Here is a 24,374-nt window from a genome sequence, read left to right as displayed (position 1 = left end):
TGGTCCACCATGACAGACTACATCCGCGACGGACAGGCCATTTACGACCGGTCTTTCGCCATCATTCGTGCCGAGGCCGATCTGAGCCGGATACCCGCTGATCTGGAAAAGCTTGCAGTCCGAGTCATTCACGCCTGCGGCATGGTGGATGTGGTCAATGACCTCGCCTTCTCGGAAGGCGCAGGTAAAGCCGGGCGCGACGCCCTGCTCGCCGGTGCGCCCATTCTTTGTGATGCGCGCATGGTGGCCGAAGGCATCACGCGTTCCCGTCTGCCTGCAAACAATGAAGTCATCTGCACACTTGGTGACCCGTCGGTTCCCGAGCTAGCCGCGAAGATCGGCAACACCCGTTCGGCCGCAGCTCTCGACCTCTGGCTTCCCCATCTCGCCAACAGCGTGGTTGCAATCGGCAATGCACCGACCGCCCTCTTCCGCCTGTTCGAATTGCTGGATGCCGGTGCGCCGAAACCGGCGCTCATCATCGGAATGCCGGTTGGCTTCGTGGGTGCGGCGGAATCCAAGGACGAACTCGCCGCCAACAGCCGTGGCGTGCCTTACGTGATCGTTCGCGGAAGACGCGGCGGCAGCGCCATGACGGCAGCGGCGGTCAACGCGCTCGCGTCGGAGCGCGAATAATGGCAGCAAAAGGCAGATTGTTTGGCCTCGGTGTCGGCCCCGGCGATCCGGAACTGATCACGCTGAAAGCCCTTCGCCTTCTCAAAAGCGCGCCGGTCGTTGCCTATCACGCCGCCAAGGGAAAGAGGGGCAACGCCCTTACCATCGTTGAAGAATATCTTTCGCCCGAACAGGTTCTGGTGCCGCTGATCTATCCGGTGACGACGGAAAAGCTCCCGGCGCATATGGATTACGAGCAGATCGTCAGCGATTTCTATGGTGAGATAACGGACACGATCGCGAGCTATCTTGATCGCGGACAGGATGTGGCCGTGATCGCGGAAGGCGATCCCTTCTTCTACAGCTCGTTCATGTATATTCACGACCGGCTTGCAGAGCGGTATGAAACGCAAGTCGTGCCCGGTGTCTGTTCCGTTCTCGGTGCCTCTGCCGTCCTCGGTGCGCCGCTTGTCTATCGCAACCAGACCCTCTCCGTTCTTTCCGGCGTCATGGGCGCGGAGGAACTGAAGCAGCGGCTTGCGGATACGGGAGCTGCGGCGATCATGAAACTCGGCAAGAACCTCGACAAGGTCCGCGCCGTGCTGGATGATCTCGGCCTCATGGGCCGTGCGCTTTATGTCGAGCGCGCCACCATGTCCAACCAGCGCATCGTGCCGCTTGCCGAAGTCGATGGTGACGACTGCCCTTATTTCTCGATCATTCTCGTTCCGGGGCAAAAATGGAACGGCGCATGACCCTTGCGATTCTGGTGCTTGGAGAAGCTGCGGTTCCCACCGCGCAACGGATCGCAATGGCGTTGGAGCACGCCGAAATACGGGGCCTTCAGAGCCGCGTTGCATCGGTTGACGACACCTTCGTGCATTTCGGCGATGCAATAAGGTCGCTCTATGAGGAAGGCCGTCCGATCATCGCGCTTTGCGCCGCGGGTATCGTCATCCGGGCGCTCGCCCCGCTACTTGAGAACAAGCGTATCGAACCGCCAGTTCTCGCCGTGGCTGAGGATGGAAGCGCGGTCGTGCCGCTGTTGGGTGGGCTCTCGGGTGTCAACGACATGGCGCGGCAGGTTGCGGCAGCGCTTGAGGTCGCGCCCGCGATAACCACGTCCGGCGAACTACGCTTCGGAATCAATCTGCTGCACCCGCCTGCCGAATTGACACTTGCCAATCCAGACGACGCGAAAAGTTTCATGTCGAACCTGCTCGCGGGACAAAAGTTGCGGCTTGAAGGACAATCGCGCTGGCTTGCGCAATCGAAACTGCCTTTCGCCGACGACGGCGCGTTGACGATCAGCATAACGCCCCACAATCGCGTACCGCGTCCCGACGAGTTGATTTATCATCCGCGCAGCGTGGCGATTGCCGTTGATATGGTCCGCGAAAACCCTCAGGCCAACGTTGAGCATGCGCTTGCCCGGGCGGGGATAGCCCGGCAGTCACTGGCCTTGCTTCTCGCCAAGGAAAAAGACTGCGCTGCGTCGGAACTTCACGAAGCGGCACGGATGCTTGGTATTCCGCTGCGTTTTGTGGCGGATGCGCCCCATGCCCGCGAACTCGTCCTTCGTTCGGTCGAGCAGCCGATTGAACTGATAGAAGATGACGGACTCGCCATCGCCGTTGCGCTAACCCCGGCAGATGTGCTGTTTGTCGGTCGAAAGCGCGGCAAGCTGGTCGTTATCGGACTTGGGCCCGGATCGCGCAGCCTGATGACGCCTGCCGTCCAGCATGAACTGCAACAGGCTGAAGACATTCTCGGCTATGAGACCTATGTGCGAATGGCCGAGGAGAACCTTCGTCCTTTCCGCCCGGACCAAACCATTCACATGACCGACAATCGTGAGGAAATGCAGCGCGCCCGTCATGCATTCGAACTCGCGGCTTCCGGGCGGCATGTCGTCATGGTTTCGTCGGGCGATCCCGGTGTCTTCGCCATGGCTGCGGCGGTTGTCGAGGCGCTGCACGAAACGGACAACCCCGCATGGCACGGTGTGGAGCTTGTCATCCAGCCCGGAATTTCAGCGGCAATGGCTGCCGCATCGCGCATTGGTGCGCCGCTGGGACATGACTTCTGCATCATTTCGCTATCGGACAACCTGAAGCCCTGGGAAGTCATCGAAAGACGCCTGGCGCTTGCCGCCGAAGCCGATCTCGCCATGGCGTTCTACAACCCGATCTCCAGGGCGCGCCCGCATCAGCTTGGCCGCGCGCTGGAAATCCTGCGCCAATATCGATCGCCTGGAACGCCCGTCGTCCTTGGACGAGACATAGGCAGACCTGCCGAGACGACACGGACAACCACGCTGGGTGAATTGACGCCAGAGGATGTCGACATGCGCACCGTGGTCATCGTCGGCTCCTCGCATACACAACGGTTTGCGAAGTCCGATGGCCGCGAATGGGTTTATACGCCGCGTTGGTACGGGGAGAAGCCCGAGAAATGACAAACAAAAAGGCAGGGAAAACCCTGCCTTTTTCGCATGTTAGCCCTGATAGTTGAATCAGTTCTTCTTCGCCTTGGCCTTCTTCGGCTGGGCAGCGGCGACGGCGTCTGCCTTGGCCGCGGCAGCTTCGGCTGCAATCTGATCCGCGCTTTTCGGCGAGGTGTCGATGACGGCACGCACACCGCCCTTTGCAGTGAGCTGGCAAACAGCCGTGCGCAGGTCCACCTTGAGATCGACATCCGTTCCGCCTGCAGCACCCGGACGGGAATTGACGGCGGAGATAACGCGTTCCGGCAGGAAGTATTTGTTGGCAGCAGCGGTGATGCACGGCTGGGCCAGCGCAGGATCGACATAAGCGGTCGGAGTGAAGCGCGGCATCGAAATCGTCGGCGCGCTAACCGGGGCCTCGGTTTTGCCCGGCGTCGCCGTCGTGGTCGGTACAGTCGTCGTGCAGGCAGCGGCAAGCGGGGCCAACATGGCAATGGCTAGGAAACGGGCTCCGGTGCGGGCGCGTCCGTACATGATCAACCTCATAGGATCTGCTGAGTAGGTAAAATTTTAAGTTCGATAACTATTCGGTTTTGCTCGATTGTCGAGTGGCAGGAAGGTCACATTGCCAGAATTTCGATTCGCATCCACAGGCTGAAGTCACTGCTTTGCCAAAATCCAGTTCAGCATTTCCCGCCAATCCGACATGCGGATCGGCGTGCCGTGATTGCCGCTCTCGAAACGGCGGAACTGAACCGGATAACCCGGCGCGCGCTTGCGTATCTCGCGATAGAAGGCTTCCTGCTTGTCGATGGCGAAAACCGGGTCGCGGCTTCCATGACCGAAAAAAACGGGCACGCGCTTCCTGAATGCTGGAGATTTGAAAAATCCCTCATCCCAAAGCGAGCCGAGCAGGATGAGACCTGCAAGCTGACTACCGGCGTTTTCGTTGCCCGCTATGCGCCAGCACAGCGTTCCGCCCTGCGAGCCGCAGGACAGGATCAAGGGAGCGCTTGGCGACGAAGCTTTGACAGCTTCAATCAGCCCGGCAATCTGCGCCTCGCCCGCATCGGCGAAATCCTTGAAGTCCGGTGTGACATACAAGCCGCCGTTCAATGCAGCGAGATTCTTCACCCGGTTGAAATTGCCGCCGAAGGTAAAATCATTCATGCCTTGCAGGCGATTGCCGCCCCGGCCATGCAGATAGATGACGATGAAGGATGCACCTTCGCGCTTGCCCGCCGTCATGGCCTTGACTGGCCCAGCTTTGGTCTGAAACGTGACGTCCTTCTGGTAGGCGCGCGCCTTCAGCGAGACATAGGCGTCTTTCACCCGCTTTTCGGGCACCGCATCGCGCCCGTTTATATCGCGCATTTCATTGTAATCGACGACCTTGTAATCGCCATTGTCGGCGCTACTGATGACGCCGGGATAGGCGAAATAGTCGTCCTTGTAGGGCGGCAGCGACGAAGCCCCGGATGCCGTCGCCGCCGAAAGCAGAAACAACACCCCGAGGAGGCTGCGTGTTGCACGTCTCGACATCACAGCTCCAGCGTATGGTAGCGCCTGTTGAGATAAACCAGCGCTTCCTCTTCGGCCCTCGACCGCAGGCCTACCACTTCGCCGAAAAGCACGTGATGGGTGGAATGATCCTGAACGCTCACCACCCGGCAATCGAAAGAGGCAAGCGCTCCCTGCAATATGGGCGCTCCCGTAACCTGAACTTCCCATTGCGCCAGTTCGAACCGCTCGTCCTGGGTCAGGCCAATGCGGCCGGAAAACGCGTCTGCCAGTTGCTGATGCGAGCCGGCAAGCGTGTTGACGGCAAAAACCCCATTGTCGATGAACAGCCGGTTTTCCTCGTGGATCTTCTGCAGGCAGATGAGGATTGTCGGCGGATTATCGGACACCGAGCAGGCCGCCGTCAGGGTTAGACCGCGCCGTCCCGCACTGCCTGCGGTCGTAACGATCTGCACTGCGCCGGCATAATGGCTCATGGCGTCGCGGTAGGACTTGGATTCCACCGAAGCTGCACTTGAAATGATGTTCTTAATCGTTTGCACGCCAACAGAATCCATCTCGCCCTATGGGTATGTTACCTGAAGCCAGCTACCATGTTCAGAAGCCCGCGATATCGGCCCCCAGAAACGGGCATTGCACAAAGGCGAGGAAACAGCTACCCACTTTTCGTTGAAAATGCCACGAATTGTTTAATGAAGACGGATCACGTGATCGAGCTAGGGAAACGTCCTGCCGCAGCGCTGACAAGCATTATCCTCTCACTGCTGGCCAGTTCCGTACTGGCGCAGGCAGCAGATATGCGCATCGGACTTGCAGCGCCCCTGTCGGGAACCTTCGCTCCGTTGGGTAATCAGTTGGCCGAAGGGGCGCGCATCGCGGCCGCGACGAAAGGCGCTGAACTCGTCATTTCCGATGACCGCTGCGATGCCGAAGGCGGCAGGGAAGCGGCGGAACGTTTCGTGAAGGAAAACGTCCGGATCGTAACCGGCTTTCTGTGTCCCGACGCCCTTGAGGCGGCGCTCCCGGTTCTCGCAGCCGGCAACATAGCTATCGTGGCCTCAGGCGTCAGTGAACCCACGCTGACCGAAAGGCGCGCACCCGCACCGATGGCGGTATTCCGTCTCGCAACCGGGCTCGACAAGGAAACGCAAGCGACAGGCAGTTTTCTCGGCAGTCTCTGGCGTGCCCAGGCTTTTGCCGTCATCGATGACGGGACGATTGAGGGACGCGAACGTGCCGCACGTGTTCTGGCCAGCCTCAAGGAGCAGCAGCTGCAACCGGTTTTTACCGATACCTACCGGCCCGGCCTCGACAATCAAAATGCGCTGGTCGCCCGGCTGCGGCGCGCAGGCGCAACCCATGTCTATGTCGGCGGCGAGCGTGACGATATCGCCGCCATCGGTGCAAGCGCTGCGGCCCTCAATCATCCGCTGACGATTGCAGGCGGCAGCCTGCTTGATGCCGCGCCCGGCCCACAGCCCTTAAGCCAGGGCACTTTGATGATCGCCCCGGTCCGGCCGCAGGACCTTTCAACAGCAAAGCCCGCAATCGACGCACTGCATCAGGCCGGAAAGCTGGCCGATGCTTATGCCATCATCGGCTATGCCAGCGCGGAGATTGCTGCGGATGCGATCCTGCGCGCCGACGAGAAGAAGCAGCCGGTGCTTGATACGCTTCGCACAGGTTCCTTCGAAACCGTGCTTGGCACGATCAAGTTCGACGACAACGGCATCCGAACGGACAATCCCAACCGCCTCCAGCGGTTCGACGGCAAACGGTTCGTGCTAGCCGACAAGTAGCCCAATGAGACTGGCGGCGATCACCAGCCCGGTCATCAGGCTCATGGTTGACCAGAAAAGGTGAAGCGCGGCATCTATATCATCGGCATTGGCATCGCGTTTGCCGGATGCATTGAGCATGGGACCTTCAACTTTTTCCGTCCCATATTGGCGTGGACCGGCCAATGCCAGCCCCAGCCCGCCTGCAAATGCCGATTCCGGCCAGCCTGCGTTGGGCGAGCGATGCAAGCGCGCGTCACGGCGCATGACCGAGAAAGCTTCCCTTCCTGAAAGCCTGTCTTTCATGATCGCGGTGGCCAGTGAAGCCAGCAGCCCCGTCAACCGAGCCGGAATGTAGTTTGCAACATCGTCCAGCTTCGCCGCGAAACGGCCGAAATCGCGATAGCGATCATTGAGATGACCGATCATCGAGTCGGCGGTATTGATCATCTTGTAGGCAAACAGCCCCGGCAATCCGCCCACCAGAAACCAGAATGCAGGCGCGACAATGCCGTCGGATGCGTTTTCAGCCAGACTTTCTATCGCTGCCCTGCTGATACCGCCCTCATCAAGATGCTCGGGATTGCGCCCAACAATCATCGACACGGCCCGCCGTCCGCCCTCGAGGCCACCCTCCCGCAGCGCCAGCGCAACCGCCTGCACATGATCGGCAAGGCTTTTCTGCGCAAGCAACACCGTCACGATCAGGATTTCGGCAACAGCGCCTGCTGTTCCGGCAAAGGGCAGCACGAACTCAAGGACAAGCCCCAGAACGACACAGACAGCCACCAGCCCAACCGTCAGCCACATGCCATTTCGGCGAAGCACCGAAGCAGCGAGATTTCGGTTGTTCCAACGCTTTTCACCCCATGAAATTGCTTTCCCGAACAGGACGACGGGATGCGGCATCCTTTGCCATAGCTGCGGCGGATCGCCGACAACGCGATCGAGAAGCAGCGCAAGCGAAAGAATAATCAGCTTTATTTCCATGAGCTTGACCAGAAAAACTGAATCAAAGTTTCAACGCCTTTTCCAAGCGCGCAAGCGCCACGTCATCCAACGGCAGACCAATGCGCAACCAGCGCGAGGCGTAATCGAATTTCCGGACCAGAATATGTCTCTGGCACAGTCTGGCATAGAGTTCGTGCGCATCCGGGTGTTCAACAAGAGAAAACAGCGCCGTGCCGCCGATTTCCTTCAGACCGGATTTCTCGAGAACAGCAGACAGTTCCAGCCGCCTCAAATCGATACGCGCACGATAGTTGGAAAGCGCCTCGGCATCGCGGAAAGCATGGCTGGCAATGGCAAGCGCCGGGCCGGATACAGCCCATGGCCCAAGCCGCTGCTGCAATACCTCGACAAACGGCTTACCGGCAACGGCAAAGCCCAGACGAACGCCAGCCAGCCCGAAAAACTTGCCGAAAGATTTCAGCACGATCATCGGCACGTCTTCCGCATCCGCTGCAACGCTGACATCCTCATGCGCGTCCGCAAAAGCCTCGTCCACGATCAGAAAACCGCCCCGCGCACCAAGTTTTCGCGCCAGATGAAAGAGATCGTCTTTTGAAACCACACGACCGTCGGGATTGTTGGGATTGACGATAACTGCCGCCGTCGCCTCGTCCGGAATTTCACCGATTGCCGCACACGGCACGACCTTCCAACCGCAAGCAGCGAACGAAGCGGCATGTTCCTGATAGGTCGGCCCGAGGATTGCAACCGTCGACGGAGCAACCAACGTCGGAACGAGCTGGATCAAAGCCTGCGTGCCCGGGGCTGCGACAATGGACGCATTCTCACGCAGCCCATAATAGCTGCGGGCCAGCCGCAGGGTTTCCCGCAGCAGCAGCTCATCCGGCAAGCGGTTCCAGATTTCCGGTGTCAGTTCGGGAAGGGGAAAAAGCTCCGGGTTGATGCCCGTTGAAAGATCAAGCCAGTCTCCCGGCTTTCCGCCAAAGCGCGCGACGGCCTTGTCCAGCGCGCCGCCATGCTCGATTTCTGCACTCAAGCTTTGTCTCCGCAAAAATCGATCACATGCATGAACGAGCCTGAAACGGACCCCACCCTGAGACCTGCCTCGCCAAGCTCGTCTCCTGCGGCATCCCGCACACGGAAAAGCCGATCAGCCTCTCCTTCGCGCAGAATGCTTGCATAATGAAACTCGTGCGCCTTCAATGGCTCCTTCCAGGGTGAGCCCTCAAGCGGTTCCAGCAGGCGATAGCCAAGATGCAGCTTTCTTTTCGCGAAGCTCGTTTCAAGCGGCAGAAGACCCAGCATCGGATGCGCAACACCCTCCGCATCCTGCAAGCTCTCGCCAAGAACCATGTAACCGCCGCATTCGCCATAAACAGTCACACCACGCGTTGCGGCGTCGCGTATTGCCGTTTGAAAACGTCCGGCTTGTGCCAGACGGCCGGCGTAAAGTTCCGGATAACCGCCGGGCAGATAGATTGCGTCTGCATCCTGTCTCGGAGCCTCATCTGCAAGCGGCGAGAAGAACGAAATCTCCACACCTCGCCTGCGCCATCCTTCAAACAGATGCGCATAGGCAAAGGCGAATGCATCGTCGCGGGCAACCGCAATGTGGCTCCCAAGCGGTTTCAGGCGTGGAACATTGGCCATCGCATCGTAACGCTTCGGCCGCGACCAGATCGACTGCAACGCCTCCAGATCGATATGCGCTTCAATCACATCGGCAGCATGATCCAGAAAAGTTTCGAGGTCGGAATGCTCGCCCGCCTGCACCAGTCCCAGATGCCTTTCCGGCAGCGAAAGTTCGGTATCGCGAGGCAAGGCGCCGAGAACCGGGATGCCGAGTGGCTCCAGCGCGCCACGCAGCATCGCTTCGTGCCGCGGGCTGCCAACCCGGTTGAGGATAATTCCGGCAATCAGCACATCCTTGCGAAACTGGCTGAAGCCCCACACAAGCGCCGCGACCGAGTGTGATTGCCGTGCACAATCTACCACCAGCACCACCGGCAGCTCGAGAAGCCGGGCCAGATCGGCAGAAGACCCCTTCCCGTCCATCGCTCCGTCAAAGAGCCCCATCATGCCCTCGGCGACCAGCAGCTTGGCGCTGCTTTCGGTCATGCGCGAGGAAAGCGCGCTGATAAGTTCAGGACGCATCGCCCAAGGGTCGAGATTGAAGCAATCCGCACCACTCGCAGCCTTGTGATAGGCGGGGTCGATATAATCCGGCCCGGCTTTCACCGGTGCAGCCGCTACGCCCCTGCGTTTCAAAACCCTCAACAAACCCAGCGTTACCGTTGTCTTGCCCGACCCGGAAGCCGGCGCAGCGATCATGAAACCCTTCATGCGGTTTGCGCTCCCTCATTTTGGTTCTTTCTGCCAAGCGGGTCGCTGAACAGGATCTTGCCGCTCAAAGCGCCCATCCAGTCCAATCCATCCCGCAGGCGAACCACTTGCCCCACAACCACGATTGCAGGCGGGTTCAGCCCCGCCGCTTCCACGTCTTTTGCAGCCTGCGCCAATGTCGTTTCGAGCACGGTCTGGCTGGGCAGGCTCGCATTGCACACAAAGGCGACCGGCTCATCGGGCGAGCGTCCGGCATCGATCAGCCGCCTGGCAATAAGATCAATATGTTTCATCGCCATATACATGACGATCACCGGAGAGGTTCTGGCGATACCGGTCCAGTCCACTCCGTCGGGCACCAGACCGCTGGCGTCGTGGCCGGTCAGAAACGTCACGGACTGATTGATGTCGCGATGCGTTGCGGCGATGCCTGCATAGGCGAGGCCGCCAATTCCGGCAGTCACTCCGGGAACGACGCGAAACGGAACCCCGTGTTCCACTAGCGTCAGCGCCTCTTCTGCTCCACGTCCGAAAACAAAAGGATCGCCGCCTTTCAACCGCAGCACCTTATTGCCTTGTTTCGCAAGTTCGACAAGCCGCAGAGAAATATCGCGCTGTTTCGGCGAAGGTTTGCCGCCGCGCTTGCCTGCATATTCCAGAACAGCATCTGCATGTTTCAGAGAGAGGCAGGAATCATCCACCAGTGCGTCATAAACAATGACATCCGCCTGTTGCAGGGCATTGACGGCATGAAGCGTCAAAAGGCCGGGATCGCCCGGCCCTGCCCCCACGAGCCAGACGTGGCCGGGCTCCATCGCAGGCAACGCCATTTTGCTTTTAGCAATGACACATGCCGCTGTTTCTTCAGCCTTGTTCATTCTCGTCAACCATTATTCTATCTGGCGACACAGCTAGCAGATACATTATAAGGCGTCCATGAATGACGAAACTGCTCCAACGAATAAAAGTCAGGAAAAGGCCGAGCTTCGCCGCGGCTGGACGACTGGCGCCTGCGCGACGGCTGCCACCAAGGCGGCGTTGACGGCGCTCATCACTGGGGAATTTCCCGATCCTGTCGGCATAATTCTACCCAAGGGCGAAGTGCCGTACTTCCAGCTTGCCTATGAAGGGCTGGGCGACGGCTATGCGATGGCGGGCATCGTCAAGGATGCGGGCGACGATCCCGACGTAACCCACGGCGCAACCGTCATCTCGACGGTATACCCGGCACCGCCCGGAACTGGAGTCGTCTTTCGCGCCGGTGAAGGGGTTGGCACGGTCACGCGTCCCGGCTTGCAAGTTCCACCCGGCGAAGCAGCGATCAATCCGGTTCCACGCCGCATGATGACGGAAATCTGCGAGCAGATTTGCGCCGAATATGGCCTGCCCGCCGACCTCGTGATCACGATATCAGTGCCGGGCGGGGAAGAGATCGCCAAGAAAACATGGAACCCGCGCCTCGGCATTACCGGCGGCATTTCCATTCTCGGCACCACTGGTGTGGTTCACCCGTTTTCCTGCTCGGCCTGGATTCACTCGATCCATCGCGGCATCGACGTTGCGCGTGCTGCCAGGCAAAAACATGTGCTCGGCGCAACCGGTTCCACGTCCGAAGACGCAGCGCAGGCGCTCTATGGTCTGCCGGATTTTGCCATTCTTGATATGGGCGATTTCGCAGGCGGCGTGCTCAAATATCTGCGTGACCATCCCATCGACAAGCTGACGATCGCAGGCGGCTTCGCCAAGCTGACCAAGCTTGCCCAGGGCGCGATCGATCTTCATTCGTCACGCTCGCAAGTGGACAAGGGCTTCCTCTGGGGCATCGCCGAAAAGGCTGGCGCTCCGGCAGGCATGAAGGATCAGATTCTCTTTGCGAACACTGCCCTGGAAGTACTTGAACTGACTCAATCAATCGGCATCGACATGGCCACACCGATTGCGCTCAAAGCGAAGGAAACAGCACTGGAAACCCTTCGCGGCGCACCTGTGGAGGTTGAGATTATCGTGACTGACCGCAGTGGAAATATCCTTGCGCGGGTCTGAGCCGAAGATACTCATTTTAGGTGGAACCGCCGAGGCGGCAGCGCTCGCAACGGCTTTTGCGGAACTCCCTATCAAAGCCATCACCTCGCTTGCCGGACGCACCAGCAATCCAGCCAGATTGGCTGGTACGGTTCGCATTGGTGGCTTCGGTGGAGCGGAGGGCCTTGCAGACTATATCAGGGCCGAAAAAATCCACCTCGTGATCGACGCCACCCATCCTTACGCGGCGCGTATATCGCATAATGCCGTCATTGCCACGGAAGCGACGAAAACCCCGCTCGTTCGGCTGGAGCGCTCCGCGTGGGAAAAGCAGCCCGGTGACAACTGGATCGATATTTCCGGCGAAGCCGAAGCTGCAAACGCCATTCCTCACCACGCGCGCGTCTTTCTGGCGCTTGGTCGCCAGCACATCGCCCCTTTTGCCAAGCGCACTGATGTTCGTTTCGTCATGCGCATGATCGACCCGCCGGAGGCGGCGCTGCCGCCGGACTGCGAGCTTATCCTCGCAAGGCCTGGCGATTTCGCTGCGGAAAAGCAATTTCTGGAGAAACACAAGATCGGACTGATCGTCAGCCGCAATTCGGGTGGCACCATTTCCTATGCCAAGATCGAAGCCGCTCGCGCGCTCGGGCTTCCGGTCATGATGATCTCCCGCCCACCGGTTGCGGCCAGGAACACCGTCACCTCGCCGGAAGGTGCAATCGCATTTGCCCGCACAAGCCTAGGCTTTTGAACGTGCCGCGTGGTTATGCGCTTCATGATAGAGCGCTGAATCGCGAAAGCTCTTTGGGTCCAGTCCGCGTCCCACAAAAATCATCGCCGTACGTTGCAGGCCCGAAATCGCCACCTTCTCGGCTATGTCCGCCAAAGTACCGCGCAATATCTGCTCGTCCGGCCATCCTATGCGATAGGCAACGACAACGGGACACTCAGCGCCATAAAGGGGCATCAGCTCGGCCTTGATCTTCGTGAGGTTGCGAATGGAGAGGTGAATCACCAGCGTCGCGCCTGACCGGCCAAGCGTGGCGAGGTCTTCGCCTTCGGGCATGGCGGACGATTTCATCGAGGTACGGGTTAGAATGATGGTCTGGTTGACCTCTGGAATGGTCAATTCCTGTTTCATCGCGGCGGCAGCGGCCGCAAAGGCTGGCACACCCGGCGTCACATCATAGGGAATGCCGAGACTGTCCAGTCGGCGCATCTGTTCGGCCATGGCGCCGTAGATCGATGGATCACCGGAATGCACCCGCGCCACATCAAGGCCTTTAGCGTGTGCGACTTCCATTTCGGCGATGATCTCGTCCAAAGTTAAGGATGAACTGTCAACCAGACGCGCATCCTTTGGTGCTCCGGCAACAAGTTCAATCGGCACCAGTGATCCCGCATAGATGCAGACGGGGCATCGCTCGATCAGGCGCAGGCCACGAACGGTGATAAGATCCGCCGCACCGGGACCGGCGCCAATGAAATGAACAGTCACAATTCTACCTTCCTGAACTGGGGAGCGGCGTCGAAACCAGCAATCGCCAGGGCAGCAGTTGCCCGGACTGACGCGGTTTTCTCGACCGCGAGAATACCGTGCGGACCGGCCGCAGCAAGCGCTGCCGCTTCGGCAACGCCATGACAACCGACTACCCGGAAAACAGCGTCCGACGGGTTTTTGAGACGCGGTGTTTCCTGCTCCAGTCGCGCGGCATCGAAGAAACAAAGCGCACATTCATAATGCGACGCAAGCTCCGCCCACACCGGCTCGTCGCGCTTCGCGCTCAAGGTTGCAATAGCATCAGGCCGTACGCACTCGCCCCGAGCCAACACTTGCTCGGCCAAGGCCAAAAGTTCATCAAGCGTCACGCCCGACGAACCGCCCATGCCAAGAACCCTATTGAAATTTCTAGAACCCACAGGGAGATGACTGGCGTGCTTTGTGCAGTTCTTCCGGCTTGACCCCAAGCGTATCGGCAATGCGCTGGATCATTGTGGCTTCGCTACGATCAAGGCGATTATCGGAGCAGGCAATCGTCACGAGGTCACCAAGCAGTGCCAGCCGACGCTCCGGCGCCATCTCCGCCAGCATGTTGGCGGCTTGCTTGGTTGTCGTCTCGTAAGCAAAATCCTTGAGATATTCCGCGACTTCCGGAAGCTCTTCCGGTGGAATGCCGAAATTCTTTTCGGCAATTTCCTTGAAGGCGGCTATTTCGGCTGGGTGCTGGTCGCCATCGGCAAACACCACATGCAACAGCAAAAGCAGTTCAGAAGCGAGCGCCGGATCATCGGCAACACGCTGCACGGCGCTCTTCCTGCTCAGAAAAGCAGTAATCCGCTCAAAGATGCTTTCGCTCATGGAACCCCTCTAAACTTTCAGTCTGCTTATAATGAATAGCGCCGGACGCGCAGGAAAACAATCTCGCTCCGAGACCCGGCTTTCTTCCGAGTGCGCCTTTGTTTGACTGGCGTTCGCCAAGCGGCTGCTCTATGTTGCCCCAACCCCTCCTTTAGGCTCCCCCGATGCTTGAATTTTTTGACACGCTTACCCTGCTCCTCACGGTTGCGGCATTCATTGCCGGAATCATCGATTCCATAGCCGGAGGCGGTGGAATGATTACGATTCCCGCTCTGTTGCTGGCCGGAATACCGCCCGTTGAAGCATTGGGCACGAACAAGCTGCAAGGACTGTTCGGCTCATCGTCAGCAACCATTGCGTATGCGCGCAAAGGGCATGTCAACATCAGGGAACAGTGGCCCGAAGCGCTCGCTTCGCTCATCGGCTCGGTATTCGGCGCATTGCTGGCAACCGTTCTGCCCGTGGATATCATGCGCGCGGCCCTGCCGATCCTACTGATCGCCATCGCAGTCTATTTTGCCGTCAAGCCCAGCCTTGGCGATGTTGATCGGGCACGACGTCTCGGACCGTTTCTTTTCGGCGCAACCCTCGTTCCGCTGATCGGTTTTTACGATGGGCTTTTCGGCCCCGGAACCGGATCGTTCTTCATGCTGGCTTTTGTGGCGCTTGCCGGTTTCGGCGTGTTGAAAGCTACCGCGCATACGAAGCTTCTCAACTGCGCTTCAAATGTCGGCAGTTTTGTAACCTTTGCCCTCGTCGGCACCATCAACTGGAAAATCGGCATCTGCATGGGCATTGCCCAGTTCATCGGCGCGCAGATCGGCGCAAGCCTCGCCATGAAGGTCGGCTCACGCATCATCAAGCCGCTTCTGGTCGTCGTCAGCCTGGCGCTGGCAGTTCGCCTCCTGATGGACGGAACCAATCCGCTGCGCCAGTGGATAGGATTTTAAATTCTAAGCGCCACCAAAACGACACCGCAACCAATCAGCAGAATGCCGAACCAGTTGATGATGGACATGCGCTCGCCGAGGAATGCCGCGCCGAACAGGGCCACCAGCACCACCGACAATTTGTCGATCGGCGCGACGCGCGATGCGTCACCTATCTGCAAGGCCCGGAAATAGGCAAGCCACGAAGCGCCGGTCGCCAGCCCAGAAAGCACCAGAAACAGCCACGACCGCCCGGAAATTTCGCCCGGTTTCTGCCACTGGCCGGTAACGGTCAGGAACAGGCACAATGCACCGATGATAACCAGCGTGCGCACGAGCGTGGCGAAATCCGAATTGATGCCTTGAATACCGATCTTGGCAAAGATCGCCGTCAACGCGGCAAACACCGCCGACATCAGTGCCCAGAACTGCCAGCTGTCCAACATTGAAGCATTTCCAGCAAAAGTGTGAAACGGTTTTGCGCAGGATAATGCGCAAAAGAAAAACTAGAACTCGATGCCCTTCTGTGCCTTCACCCCGGCGCGGAATGGATGCTTGATCATCTCCATCTCGGTCACGAGGTCCGCGGCTTCAATCAGCTCGTCCTTGGCATTGCGACCAGTGATGATGACATGCTTCATCTGCGGCTTGGCCTTGAGAACCTCTATCACTTCCTCGACCGGCAGGTAATCGTAGCGAAGCACGATATTCAACTCGTCGCAGAGCACCATATCGTAGCTTTCATCCATTATCAGCGCCTTGGCTTGTTCCCAAGCACCGCGCGCCATGGCGATATCTCGCGTGCGATCCTGCGTCTCCCAGGTAAAGCCCTCTCCCAGCGCTGAAATCGTGACCTGATCGGGAAATTTTTCGAGAACCCAGCGCTCGCCTGTGTCCCACGATCCCTTGACGAACTGCACGACCCCGATCTTCATTCCGTGGCCCAACGCGCGGAAAACCATCCCGAAACCGGCGGTCGATTTGCCCTTGCCCTTCCCGGTATGGACAATCACCAGACCTTTTTCCTCGGTCTTTGTCGCCTGAATCTTGTCGCGGGCAGCTTTCTTCTTGCGCATCTTGTCCGCATGACGGGCGTTCAGTTCCTCTTCCGTCATGGACAGAAGTTTTGCAGATTTTTCAGCCATTTGTTCTCATTCCCGGATTCAAAGTCGCAAGTTGTTCCAGTTCGAACCGCGCCGAATTGGAGCGTGGTGTCCAGAAGCCCCGCTCGATGGCATTGTTCAGCTTCGCTGCCGTCTCGGCAAGTGCAGCGGGGTTTTTCTCGGCCATGAATTCATGTACCGTCCTGTCGGCAATATAAGCCTGATAGACCGCCTCGAAGTGATGATTTCCGACCTTGCCGGTGGTCGCCGCAAAGGCGAACAGATAGTCGACGGTTGCCGCAATCTCTGCCGCGCCTTTATAGCCGTGACGCATCACACCTGCGATCCATTTCGGATTAGCCGCCCGCCCACGCACGACGCGTGACAGCTCTTCTTCCAGCGCCCGGATCACCGGCTTTTCCGGGCGGGAATGGTCATTGTGATAAACCGCAGGCATTGCGCCGTTCAGGCTTTCCACGGTCGCGGCCATTCCACCTTCGAACTGGTAGTAATCATCGCTGTCGAGAAGGTCGTGCTCGCGATTGTCCTGATTCTGAACCACGGCCTGAACAGAACGAAGCCTTTCTTCAAGAAGACCGCGCTCGGCCTGCCCTTCCTCACCTGCACCATAGGCGTAACCGCCCCAGACAAGCCAGGCTTCCGCCAGATCGTTGCGCCCGGCCCAGCCATTCTCGTCGATCAGGGCCTGCAAGCCTGCTCCATAAGCGCCGGGTTTGGAACCGAAGACACGATAGCCCGCGCGGCGTTGCGCTGTCTTTTCATCCGCCCCTTCGGCAACAAGACGCGTCTGCTCAATCCGCATAAGCGCTGCGACTGGATTGTCCTCGGCATCTTCGTCGAGAGCGCCGACTGCACGCACGGCCTTGTCGAAGAGCGCGATCTGTTCCGGAAACGCATCGCGGAAGAAACCGGAAATGCGCAACGTCACATCAACCCGCGGGCGGCCAAGCTTTGCTATCGGAATGATTTCATATCCAGTCACCCGGCGTGACGCCATATCCCAGAGTGGCTTGACGCCGATCAGCGCCAAAGCCTGCGCGATGTCATCGCCGCCGGTACGCATATTCGACGTGCCCCATGCGGTCAGGCCGAAAGACGTCGGCCATTCCCCATGATCCTGTGTGTAGCGGGTGATCAGGAGTTCGGCCGATTTGCGACCAAGTTCCCATGCCGCCGGAGTGGGAACGGCCCGACTGTCGGTAGAAAAGAAATTGCGACCGGTCGGCAGTACATCGGGGCGACCACGCGTCGGCGCGCCGGAGGGTCCCGGCGGCACAAATCGCCCATCGAGTGCGGCAAGAAACCCGTCTATCTCCGAAGGCCCGCATGAAACGACCATGGGGCGCAGATGCTCCTCTATGGATTGCAGCACCGCCCGCGTCTGCGACCAGTCTTCGGGGCAGTCGGTTTCGCCCGCAACAAAACTCGCGGCCAGCAGTTCGATACGTTCCACCGTATCGCCTGCGATGCGCCACGTTGCAGGGCTTGCAGCGCACAGGAGTTCCGGTTTGGGCCCGGTCCAGGCTTCGGCCATATTGCAATCGAGCGGATCGAATGTTTCGCCAAGTCCACAATCCGCAGCGATTGCCCGCTGGAGACTTTGATCGCCCGGCGCACCACCGAGCGCAACCGGAACACCGCGCGGCACACGGGCCAACGCGACCAGAAGATCGGTCAGCAGCCTGCCTTGTGGTGCAAGTCCGAAAATATGCAGCCCGTCGCGTATCTGCATTTCCTTCAAATCGCAGAGATAGGCATCGAGCTTTTGCAAAGCCATGTCTTCATCGTCAAGATCGTGGATGCCCGCATCCCGATCGAGCCCGATGTCGCGCACGAGATCCAGTATCTGTCCTTTCAGCCTCAGCAGGCGGCGAGGATCGACACCGGAGGCCTCGTAGTATTCGTCCACCAGCGCTTCCAGATCTTTCAGCGGCCCATAGCTTTCGGCGCGTGTCAGCGGCGGCGTCAGGTGGTCGATAATAACCGCGCTGGCGCGACGCTTGGCCTGCGTGCCTTCCCCGGGGTCATTCACGATGAAAGGATAGATATGCGGGGTGGGACCAAACACGGCTTCCGGATAACAGTTTTCGGACAGCGCAAGCGCCTTTCCCGGCAGCCATTCCAGATTTCCATGTTTGCCCATATGCACAATGGCGTCGATACCTGCGACCTCGCGCAGATACGCGTAGAAGGCAATATATCCGTGTGGAGGCACCAGATCGGGCGAGTGATAAGTCTCTTTCGGATCGATATTGTAACCGCGCGCGGGCTGAATACCGACAAAGGTTTCCCCCAGCCGCATCAACGGCAATGCGAAAGCGACAAGTTCCTCCGCAAAGTAGGGATCGTTTTCTGGCGCACCCCAGCGATCTTCAATCTCTTTCTGAATCGCAGTGGGAAGTCTTTTGAAGAAAGCCTTGTATTGATTCAGTGAAATCGTCTCGCGTATCTCGCGCCCGTCACGCGCGGCATTGGTCGGACCAGCCGTCAGGGCGCGCATCAGAGCATCCCCGTCCACCGGCAGGTCAGAGAGGGAATAGCCGCCATCCGCCATCGCGTGCAGGACTTCGACCGTCCCGGCTGGCGTATCGAGCCCTACCCCGTTTCCAAGCCGCCCGTCACGGTTCGGATAATTCGCAAGAATAAGCGCAACACGTCTTTCTTCGGGCGATTTCCGTTTCAACCGCACCCAGTTTGCCGCAAGTTGCGCCACAAAATCTACGCGGTTGTCATGCGGCTCGTGGGTAACGATATTCGCCTCCACTGCCGCGTCAAACTGTTTGGCCGACTTGAAGGAAACCGCACGTGAAAGCACGCGCCCGTCCACTTCCGGCAAGGCGACATTCATCGCCAGATCGCGCGCCAGCAGCCCCTGCTGCGACGATTCCCAGACGGACTTCGGCGTACCGGAAAAGATGACTTGCAGTACCATGTTACCGCGCTTGTCGAGCACGGTCGGCTTACGCTCGGCACCCGGTGAAGAAATCGCAAATCCGGTGGCATTCAATACGATATCCGGCGGACAATCCTCAAACAGACCATCAACAACGGCTGCGGACAATCGGTCCTTGAGACTTGAGACGAATATCGGAAGCGGATTGAGGCCCCTTGCCTGCAACGATGCGATCAGCGCATCGACGGGCTGCGTCTGTCCGCTTTGCACCAGCGCCCGGTAAAATATAATGGCAACGACAGGTGCTTTTGCACCGCTCCACTGCTCGCGGATGCTGTCCAGCGACGAGACATGGTCTCCCGGCCACCACAGACCAGCCTTGAGCAGAGGTGCGGCACTCTCCGGCTTCTCGGAACCTAAAATCAGTGCGGCGCAATATTGCAGAAATGCGCCCGTATTCGCTGCCCCGCCTTCGATCAGATACTGCCAGAGTTCATTTCGCTCCTGGACAGAGATCGTCGAAAACCGGTCCAGCCCGTGGTCCGGCTTATCATCCCCCGGCAATACGGCAATCTTGATACCGTGATTGACGGCGCAGGCATGCAGCGCTTCCAACCCGTAGGGCCAATAGGTCTCACCGCCAATGATGCGCACCACGATAAGGCTCGCATATCTGGCCGTACGCTCCACATAGGCGTCCACCGACATGGGGTGAGTGAGGGTCAGGAAATTGGCCAGCCGCAAACTCGGCAAATCCGGCGCGAGCCTGTGCGCCTGCGCCAGACTGGCCAGTTCCGTATCGGCGGCGGAAAGGAACAATATCTCTCCCGGCGTCTGGCCGAGATCGACGGCCTCATTGCCGTCGCTGATTGTTCCTTTCTGTGCAAGGAGAAGATGCATCGGTCAGACGGCGTCTTTCACTGCCTTGGCGATGGCCGCCTCATCAATGTCATGAAGCCCGATCACGACCAGTCGCGTGGAGCGTGCTTCATCCTTGCCCCATGGACGGTCGAAATAATGCTCTATGCGCGGGCCGACTGCTTGCACAACCAGACGCATCGGTTTGCCAGGCACATCGACAAAGCCCTTCAGACGAAGAATGTCATGTTCCGCGATAACCGCTTTCAGCTTATCCGCAAATAGCTTGGGATCGGCGACAGAACCCGCTTCAACCACAAAACTCTCGAATTCGTCGTGATCGTGCTCGTGTCCATCTGCATGATGGATTTCATGGTGAGACTTGCGGTTGGCGATATCGTCTTCAGTGCCGACACCAAGACCGAGCAGAACATCGGCGCCCAGCTTGCCGAAGCTCGCAGGAACCATATTCACGCGGCGCGGCGAACGCTCGGCGACATCCGCCTTGACGCTTTCCAGTCTTGATGAATCGATCAGATCGGCCTTGTTGAGAACGATAAGGTCGGCTGCATGAATCTGATCCTCAAAAAGTTCCTCCAAGGGGCTTTCATGATCAAGGGATTCGTCCGCTGCCCGCTGCGCATCAACCTTGTCGTGGTCATCAGCGAAACGACCTTCGGCAACAGCTGCGGCGTCGATCACCGTCACCACGCCATCGACCGTCACCTGCGTCTTGATCTCCGGCCAGTTGAAAGCCGCAACCAGCGGCTGCGGCAAGGCAAGGCCGGAGGTTTCGATCACGATATGATCGGGGCGATCAGGGCGATCCAGAAGCTTGGTCATGGTCGGGATGAAATCATCGGCAACAGTGCAGCAGATGCAGCCATTATTGAGCTCGATCACATCTTCCTCGCGACAGGTCTCGATACCGCAGCCTTTCAGAATACCGCCATCGACCCCGAGATCACCGAACTCATTGATGATCAATGCAATGCGTTTTCCGTTGGCGTTTTCCAGCAGGTTGCGGATCATCGTCGTTTTGCCCGATCCAAGAAAACCCGTGATAACGGTTGCGGGAATTTTCTGTCCCTGCATTGATTTATCCCTTCATCTTCAGCGGCAACCCTGCCGCTATCAAATAAACTTCATCCGCAACCGCGGCCACTGCCTGATGCAGAAAGCCTGCGTGGTCGCGAAATTCCCGTGCCATGCGATTTTCCGGCACGATTCCAAACCCAACTTCGTTCGAAACAAAAACCACAGGCCCCGCGAGGTTCGGCAGCATGGCGACAAGTCCTGCTGTCTCTGCCGCTATGTCGCGCTCGGCCATCATCAGATTGGTCAGCCACAGGGTGAGGCAGTCGACCAGCACGAATCGATCAACGGCAACATGCAGCGTGAGTGCACCGACGAGATCGAGCGGCTCTTCTACTGTCTGCCAGTCGGATCCACGTCGGTTCCGATGAATGGCAATGCGGTTTTCCATTTCGCCGTCGAAGGCGCGCCCTGTTGCAAGATAGAGCGGCTGCAACCCCGAGGACTGCGCCATTTTCTCGGCATAGGAAGACTTGCCCGAACGGGCTCCGCCAAGGACCAGAACCGATTTTCCCGGCGAAGCCATTTTTGTCAGCCCTCAATCTCGGACGATGCATAATGCTGGATGAACCAGCCGAGCGCGAGGCCGATCACCGCCCACATGAACAGGTTGGTCGCCAGCGATGCCACCGCGTATTGCGACGCAAGCAGCGCGGGAACGGGAGACGAGATATCTTCCGGATGCGGTGCTCCATAGAGCTGTGGCGCAGCGATCAGAACCAGCCCCAGGATTTTCGCCCAAATTTCCTGACGCAACACGACGAGATATATACCGAGACCGCTCAGCACCACGGCAGCAATCCACCATAGCTGCCGCTCTGCCAGATCGGCCGCAGGCATTGCCGGCAACTCCGGCGAGAGCCCCAACGCAGGCAGAAATGCCACCGCGAAGAAACCTGCAACGCCCCAATAAATGCCATTCTGCACGGTAATACGACGTCCGAGCAGCAACGCCACGCCACCAAGCAGCAGGGCAAAGCCAGCCCCGGCAACAAGATTGGCAAGGATCGTGTTACCCAATCGTCCGAACGGCAGTTCGGCACCTTCCTCTTCGGCGTCTGCAGTAACAGCGCCATGATCATGCGGTGCGGCCTCGGCCTCGCCGTGGCTATGGCCACCACCAGCTCCTTCGAACGTTTCAGCCTGCAGGATCAAAGGCACTGTCTTCAGATACATGGCAGGCGTGACCAGCAACCCGGCCAGAAGACCGGCGGCGAGCGTCGCCAACAAATAACGGATCAACATTTCTGTCTCCAATAGCAATTCCGCGCCGATGGCCGTCCACCATCAAGCTTTGCTCAACTTCAATTCTGACAGCTATTCGACTGCTCAGTGGCAGGGAAAACCATAGGAATGGCGCGTGTCGTGTGCCGAATCGTGCAGCGTATCGGAATGGGCAAGCCCTACGCCGTAAATCAGGAACGCGCCAAGAAGCAGCGAAACAACAGCCGTGCCCAGACGGGCAGCGAGCGGCATTGCGAGTGTGCCGGAAACAGAATTCTGAGTACGTGCAGCCATGACAACCTCCGTGCAGGCAGCAGGGAAAAACCTCCCATGGGGTGCGGGCTCAATGCCCTCACGCAACAGGCAGGTCTCCTGGCTCACGGGTCGCGGGGATTAAGGCTACCTTCCCAGAGGTCCTTCTGCCTCCAGTGGTTACCGGTTGCCCGGCTTGCCTCATCCCTCTCCGCTCTACAGTCGCGGGGTCGGCTGCGATAAAAACGCCCGGATTGGGTCCGTCCGTCGCATTCCCTTTTTGGTATCGCCGGGATTCGTCCCGACAAAAACCTGTTGCATGGTTTGACATTATGCTTTCGCCCCACCGGCGTCAATCGCGGCAGAATATCTGCAATCTCATTTCAAATTAAACAAAGCCTCGATATTGAGACATCCTTCCAGTCCTTCGGCCAGCTCGTTCAATGCATCTTCGACGCCAACGCGATAGTTTACCGAACTGCTTCGCACACCAAGACTCTCCAGAAATTTTCGCCGAAATTCGTCCGCATTGAAAACACCATGGAGATAGGTTCCCATGATCCGGCCATCCGGCGATATCGCGCCATCGTGATGCTCAGCTAACCGGGCGAAAGGCCGCGCCATATCCGGTCCGGTCGTGCGACCGATATGGATTTCGTAGCCCTCCAGCGGTACATTGTGCAGACAAGAAGTCGCCTGCACATTGCGGACCACTTTTTCAGGCGCCATCAACGTTTCTATATCGAGAAATCCGAGGCCCTCAATGTCGCGCACACGCCCTTCGATACCAGCAGGATCGCTGATGTGGCGACCAAGCATCTGAAATCCACCACAGATACCAAGCACGTGACCGCCCCGTCTCACATGGGCGGACAACTGCCGGTCCCAGCCATTGTCCCGAAGCGCCATCAGATCGGCTATCGTAGATTTGGTTCCGGGCAGAATGACGAGACCCGCCTCGCCGGGAATGCTCGAACCGGGCGGCACCATGACTACTTCCACATCCGGCTCAGCTTTCAGCGGATCGAGGTCATCAAAATTCGCGATGCGCGGCAACACCGGCACCGCGACCACAAGCGCCCTCTTGTACCCAGCCACAGCACGTTCAAGAACGACCGAGTCCTCCGCTGGCAATCGCGACACTGCTTTCAGCCAAGGCACCACCCCAAATGAATGCCAGCCGGTAAACCGGGTAATCGCGGCCAGCCCGTCATCAAAAAGCGAAATATCGCCCCGGAACTTGTTTATCAGGAACCCGCGAACCATCGCGCGATCCTGTTCGGAAAGAATTGTGTGCGTCCCGACAAGGGAAGCGATCACTCCGCCCCTGTCTATATCGCCGACGAGAACGACCGGAACATCGGCCTGCGTAGCGAATCCCATATTGGCGATATCACCAGCTCGCAGATTGATCTCGGCGGGCGATCCTGCCCCCTCCACCAGCACAAGGTCTGCGCCTTCGCTGACATGGGCGAATGATTCCATCACCGCTGCCATGAGCTGCGGTTTCAATTCCTGATAATAGCGCCCGCGCGCCTCGCCTCGCACCTGCCCCTGCACGACAACCTGGCTACCCATGTCGGTCTGCGGCTTCAGGAGCACCGGGTTCATGTGGACGGACGACGGTACTCCGCAAGCCAGAGCCTGCAGCCACTGCGCCCTGCCGATTTCTCCGCCATCATCGCTGACTGCAGCATTGTTGGACATGTTCTGCGGCTTGAAGGGTCTGACTTTGAGCCCGCGATTGCGTGCAACGCGGCATAATCCGGCAACGAGAACACTTTTGCCGACGTCCGAACCCGTACCTTGAAACATGATTGCGCGTGCCATGGAAAGGTGCGTAGCTCAAACTCGAGGCGGTGGCAACGGCATGCCGTTCGGCCACCTTCTATGCAAAAATGCGCATCAGTTTATTACAAATGTGAGCAACATTATTCCAA

25 protein-coding genes and 1 riboswitch are annotated in these 24,374 nt (G+C 58.7%); of the genes, 7 read left to right on the top strand and 18 right to left on the bottom strand.

Translation table 11 applies throughout. The features are described from left to right. Positions 1 to 9 precede the first annotated feature (9 nt). Genes JNC63_RS10805 through cobJ form a run of 3 tightly spaced genes read left to right on the top strand, consistent with a single transcriptional unit; the run spans position 10 to position 3,073 of the window. Positions 10 to 636: a precorrin-8X methylmutase gene (locus JNC63_RS10805; protein ID WP_025090434.1), complete on the top strand. Its 627-nt coding sequence runs from the start codon at positions 10 to 12 to the stop codon at positions 634 to 636. Continuing rightward, positions 636 to 1,370 (top strand): precorrin-2 C(20)-methyltransferase, encoded by a 735-nt coding sequence (locus tag JNC63_RS10800; RefSeq protein ID WP_025090435.1) that lies wholly within the window; start codon positions 636 to 638, stop codon positions 1,368 to 1,370. The genes JNC63_RS10805 and JNC63_RS10800 overlap by 1 nt, the downstream gene beginning before the upstream one ends. Continuing rightward, positions 1,367 to 3,073: a precorrin-3B C(17)-methyltransferase gene (gene cobJ / locus JNC63_RS10795; RefSeq protein WP_025090436.1), complete on the top strand. Its 1,707-nt coding sequence runs from the start codon at positions 1,367 to 1,369 to the stop codon at positions 3,071 to 3,073. The genes JNC63_RS10800 and cobJ overlap by 4 nt, the downstream gene beginning before the upstream one ends. 57 nt (positions 3,074 to 3,130) lie before the next feature. On the opposite strand, the gene JNC63_RS10790 is transcribed toward cobJ, so the two are convergent. The 3 genes from JNC63_RS10790 to JNC63_RS10780 form a co-directional block, all read right to left on the bottom strand. After that, positions 3,131 to 3,595 carry a hypothetical protein gene (locus JNC63_RS10790; RefSeq protein ID WP_025090437.1) on the bottom strand — a complete coding sequence of 155 codons (465 nt, stop codon included), beginning with the start codon at positions 3,593 to 3,595 and terminating at the stop codon, positions 3,131 to 3,133. A 126-nt stretch (positions 3,596 to 3,721) separates the two neighbouring features. Then, positions 3,722 to 4,603: an alpha/beta hydrolase gene (locus tag JNC63_RS10785; protein ID WP_025090438.1), complete on the bottom strand. Its 882-nt coding sequence runs from the start codon at positions 4,601 to 4,603 to the stop codon at positions 3,722 to 3,724. Further along, positions 4,603 to 5,124, bottom strand: coding sequence for a flavin reductase (locus JNC63_RS10780; protein WP_025090439.1), 522 nt, complete (start codon positions 5,122 to 5,124; stop codon positions 4,603 to 4,605). The genes JNC63_RS10785 and JNC63_RS10780 overlap by 1 nt, the downstream gene beginning before the upstream one ends. A gap of 165 nt (positions 5,125 to 5,289) precedes the next feature. Here JNC63_RS10780 and JNC63_RS10775 point away from each other — a divergent pair, with 165 nt between their 5' ends. Further along, a complete protein-coding gene (locus JNC63_RS10775; protein WP_025090440.1) occupies positions 5,290 to 6,381 on the top strand; it encodes a branched-chain amino acid ABC transporter substrate-binding protein in 1,092 nt (363 codons plus the stop codon). Here the strand turns inward: JNC63_RS10775 and cbiB are convergent. The 4 genes from cbiB to cobA are packed head-to-tail and all read right to left on the bottom strand — an operon-like array spanning position 6,367 to position 10,553. Next, complete coding sequence (gene cbiB / locus JNC63_RS10770; protein WP_025090441.1) at positions 6,367 to 7,350, bottom strand: adenosylcobinamide-phosphate synthase CbiB; 984 nt, start codon at positions 7,348 to 7,350, stop codon at positions 6,367 to 6,369. The two genes, JNC63_RS10775 and cbiB, sit on opposite strands and share 15 nt — an antisense overlap. A 22-nt stretch (positions 7,351 to 7,372) precedes the next feature. Next, a complete protein-coding gene (gene cobD, locus JNC63_RS10765) occupies positions 7,373 to 8,368 on the bottom strand; it encodes a threonine-phosphate decarboxylase CobD (protein WP_025090442.1) in 996 nt (331 codons plus the stop codon). Then, positions 8,365 to 9,675, bottom strand: coding sequence for a cobyrinic acid a,c-diamide synthase CobB (locus JNC63_RS10760; RefSeq protein WP_374846316.1), 1,311 nt, complete (start codon positions 9,673 to 9,675; stop codon positions 8,365 to 8,367). The genes cobD and JNC63_RS10760 overlap by 4 nt, the downstream gene beginning before the upstream one ends. Further along, positions 9,672 to 10,553 (bottom strand): uroporphyrinogen-III C-methyltransferase, encoded by an 882-nt coding sequence (gene cobA, locus JNC63_RS10755; protein ID WP_025090444.1) that lies wholly within the window; start codon positions 10,551 to 10,553, stop codon positions 9,672 to 9,674. The genes JNC63_RS10760 and cobA overlap by 4 nt, the downstream gene beginning before the upstream one ends. 58 nt (positions 10,554 to 10,611) lie before the next feature. Here cobA and JNC63_RS10750 point away from each other — a divergent pair, with 58 nt between their 5' ends. Together JNC63_RS10750 and JNC63_RS10745 are read left to right on the top strand one after the other, a co-directional pair. Then, positions 10,612 to 11,718 carry a cobalt-precorrin-5B (C(1))-methyltransferase gene (locus JNC63_RS10750; protein WP_025090445.1) on the top strand — a complete coding sequence of 369 codons (1,107 nt, stop codon included), beginning with the start codon at positions 10,612 to 10,614 and terminating at the stop codon, positions 11,716 to 11,718. Further along, complete coding sequence (locus tag JNC63_RS10745) at positions 11,705 to 12,451, top strand: cobalt-precorrin-6A reductase (protein ID WP_025090446.1); 747 nt, start codon at positions 11,705 to 11,707, stop codon at positions 12,449 to 12,451. Before JNC63_RS10750 ends, JNC63_RS10745 begins: the two co-directional genes overlap by 14 nt. On the opposite strand, the gene cobM is transcribed toward JNC63_RS10745, so the two are convergent. From cobM to JNC63_RS10730, 3 genes are read right to left on the bottom strand one after another with little or no spacing between them, the layout of a single operon-like run. Continuing rightward, on the bottom strand, positions 12,440 to 13,198 hold the full coding sequence (gene cobM, locus JNC63_RS10740) for a precorrin-4 C(11)-methyltransferase (RefSeq protein WP_025090447.1): 759 nt from the start codon (positions 13,196 to 13,198) through the stop codon (positions 12,440 to 12,442). The two genes, JNC63_RS10745 and cobM, sit on opposite strands and share 12 nt — an antisense overlap. Then, positions 13,195 to 13,587, bottom strand: a complete 393-nt coding sequence (locus JNC63_RS10735) for a cobalamin biosynthesis protein (RefSeq protein ID WP_043715420.1) — start codon at positions 13,585 to 13,587, stop codon at positions 13,195 to 13,197. The genes cobM and JNC63_RS10735 overlap by 4 nt, the downstream gene beginning before the upstream one ends. Before the next feature lie 22 nt (positions 13,588 to 13,609). Further along, the gene (locus JNC63_RS10730) at positions 13,610 to 14,059 is read right to left on the bottom strand and encodes a tellurite resistance TerB family protein (RefSeq protein ID WP_006467101.1); all 450 of its coding nucleotides are present in this window, start codon (positions 14,057 to 14,059) and stop codon (positions 13,610 to 13,612) included. Positions 14,060 to 14,223: 164 nt separating this feature from the next. Here JNC63_RS10730 and JNC63_RS10725 point away from each other — a divergent pair, with 164 nt between their 5' ends. After that, positions 14,224 to 15,009 (top strand): TSUP family transporter, encoded by a 786-nt coding sequence (locus JNC63_RS10725; RefSeq protein WP_025090449.1) that lies wholly within the window; start codon positions 14,224 to 14,226, stop codon positions 15,007 to 15,009. Here the strand turns inward: JNC63_RS10725 and JNC63_RS10720 are convergent. From JNC63_RS10720 to JNC63_RS10685, 8 genes are all read right to left on the bottom strand, one after another. After that, on the bottom strand, positions 15,006 to 15,434 hold the full coding sequence (locus JNC63_RS10720; protein ID WP_025090450.1) for an EamA family transporter: 429 nt from the start codon (positions 15,432 to 15,434) through the stop codon (positions 15,006 to 15,008). The genes JNC63_RS10725 and JNC63_RS10720 overlap by 4 nt on opposite strands. Positions 15,435 to 15,494: 60 nt before the next feature. After that, positions 15,495 to 16,133 carry a cob(I)yrinic acid a,c-diamide adenosyltransferase gene (cobO, locus tag JNC63_RS10715; protein WP_025090451.1) on the bottom strand — a complete coding sequence of 213 codons (639 nt, stop codon included), beginning with the start codon at positions 16,131 to 16,133 and terminating at the stop codon, positions 15,495 to 15,497. After that, entirely contained in the window at positions 16,126 to 19,905 is a 3,780-nt protein-coding gene (gene cobN, locus JNC63_RS10710) for a cobaltochelatase subunit CobN (RefSeq protein WP_025090452.1), read from the bottom strand. The genes cobO and cobN overlap by 8 nt, the downstream gene beginning before the upstream one ends. Positions 19,906 to 19,908: 3 nt before the next feature. Continuing rightward, positions 19,909 to 20,958 (bottom strand): cobalamin biosynthesis protein CobW, encoded by a 1,050-nt coding sequence (gene cobW / locus JNC63_RS10705; protein WP_025090453.1) that lies wholly within the window; start codon positions 20,956 to 20,958, stop codon positions 19,909 to 19,911. Between the two features lie 4 nt (positions 20,959 to 20,962). Then, complete coding sequence (gene cobU / locus JNC63_RS10700) at positions 20,963 to 21,484, bottom strand: bifunctional adenosylcobinamide kinase/adenosylcobinamide-phosphate guanylyltransferase (protein ID WP_025090454.1); 522 nt, start codon at positions 21,482 to 21,484, stop codon at positions 20,963 to 20,965. 5 nt (positions 21,485 to 21,489) lie between these two features. Further along, positions 21,490 to 22,203 carry a CbtA family protein gene (locus JNC63_RS10695; protein WP_025090455.1) on the bottom strand — a complete coding sequence of 238 codons (714 nt, stop codon included), beginning with the start codon at positions 22,201 to 22,203 and terminating at the stop codon, positions 21,490 to 21,492. A gap of 84 nt (positions 22,204 to 22,287) precedes the next feature. After that, positions 22,288 to 22,476, bottom strand: a complete 189-nt coding sequence (locus tag JNC63_RS10690; RefSeq protein ID WP_025090456.1) for a CbtB domain-containing protein — start codon at positions 22,474 to 22,476, stop codon at positions 22,288 to 22,290. 51 nt (positions 22,477 to 22,527) lie between these two features. Next, positions 22,528 to 22,765: riboswitch (cobalamin riboswitch) on the bottom strand. Positions 22,766 to 22,812: 47 nt separating this feature from the next. Then, on the bottom strand, positions 22,813 to 24,264 hold the full coding sequence (locus JNC63_RS10685; RefSeq protein ID WP_025090457.1) for a cobyric acid synthase: 1,452 nt from the start codon (positions 24,262 to 24,264) through the stop codon (positions 22,813 to 22,815). Positions 24,265 to 24,374: the final 110 nt, after the last annotated feature.

This window comes from Brucella ciceri (genome assembly GCF_041930145.1).
Classification (GTDB): domain Bacteria; phylum Pseudomonadota; class Alphaproteobacteria; order Rhizobiales; family Rhizobiaceae; genus Brucella; species Brucella intermedia.
Note: the sequence above shows the minus strand (reverse complement) of the source record. Positions and strands in the feature narration are given on the sequence as shown.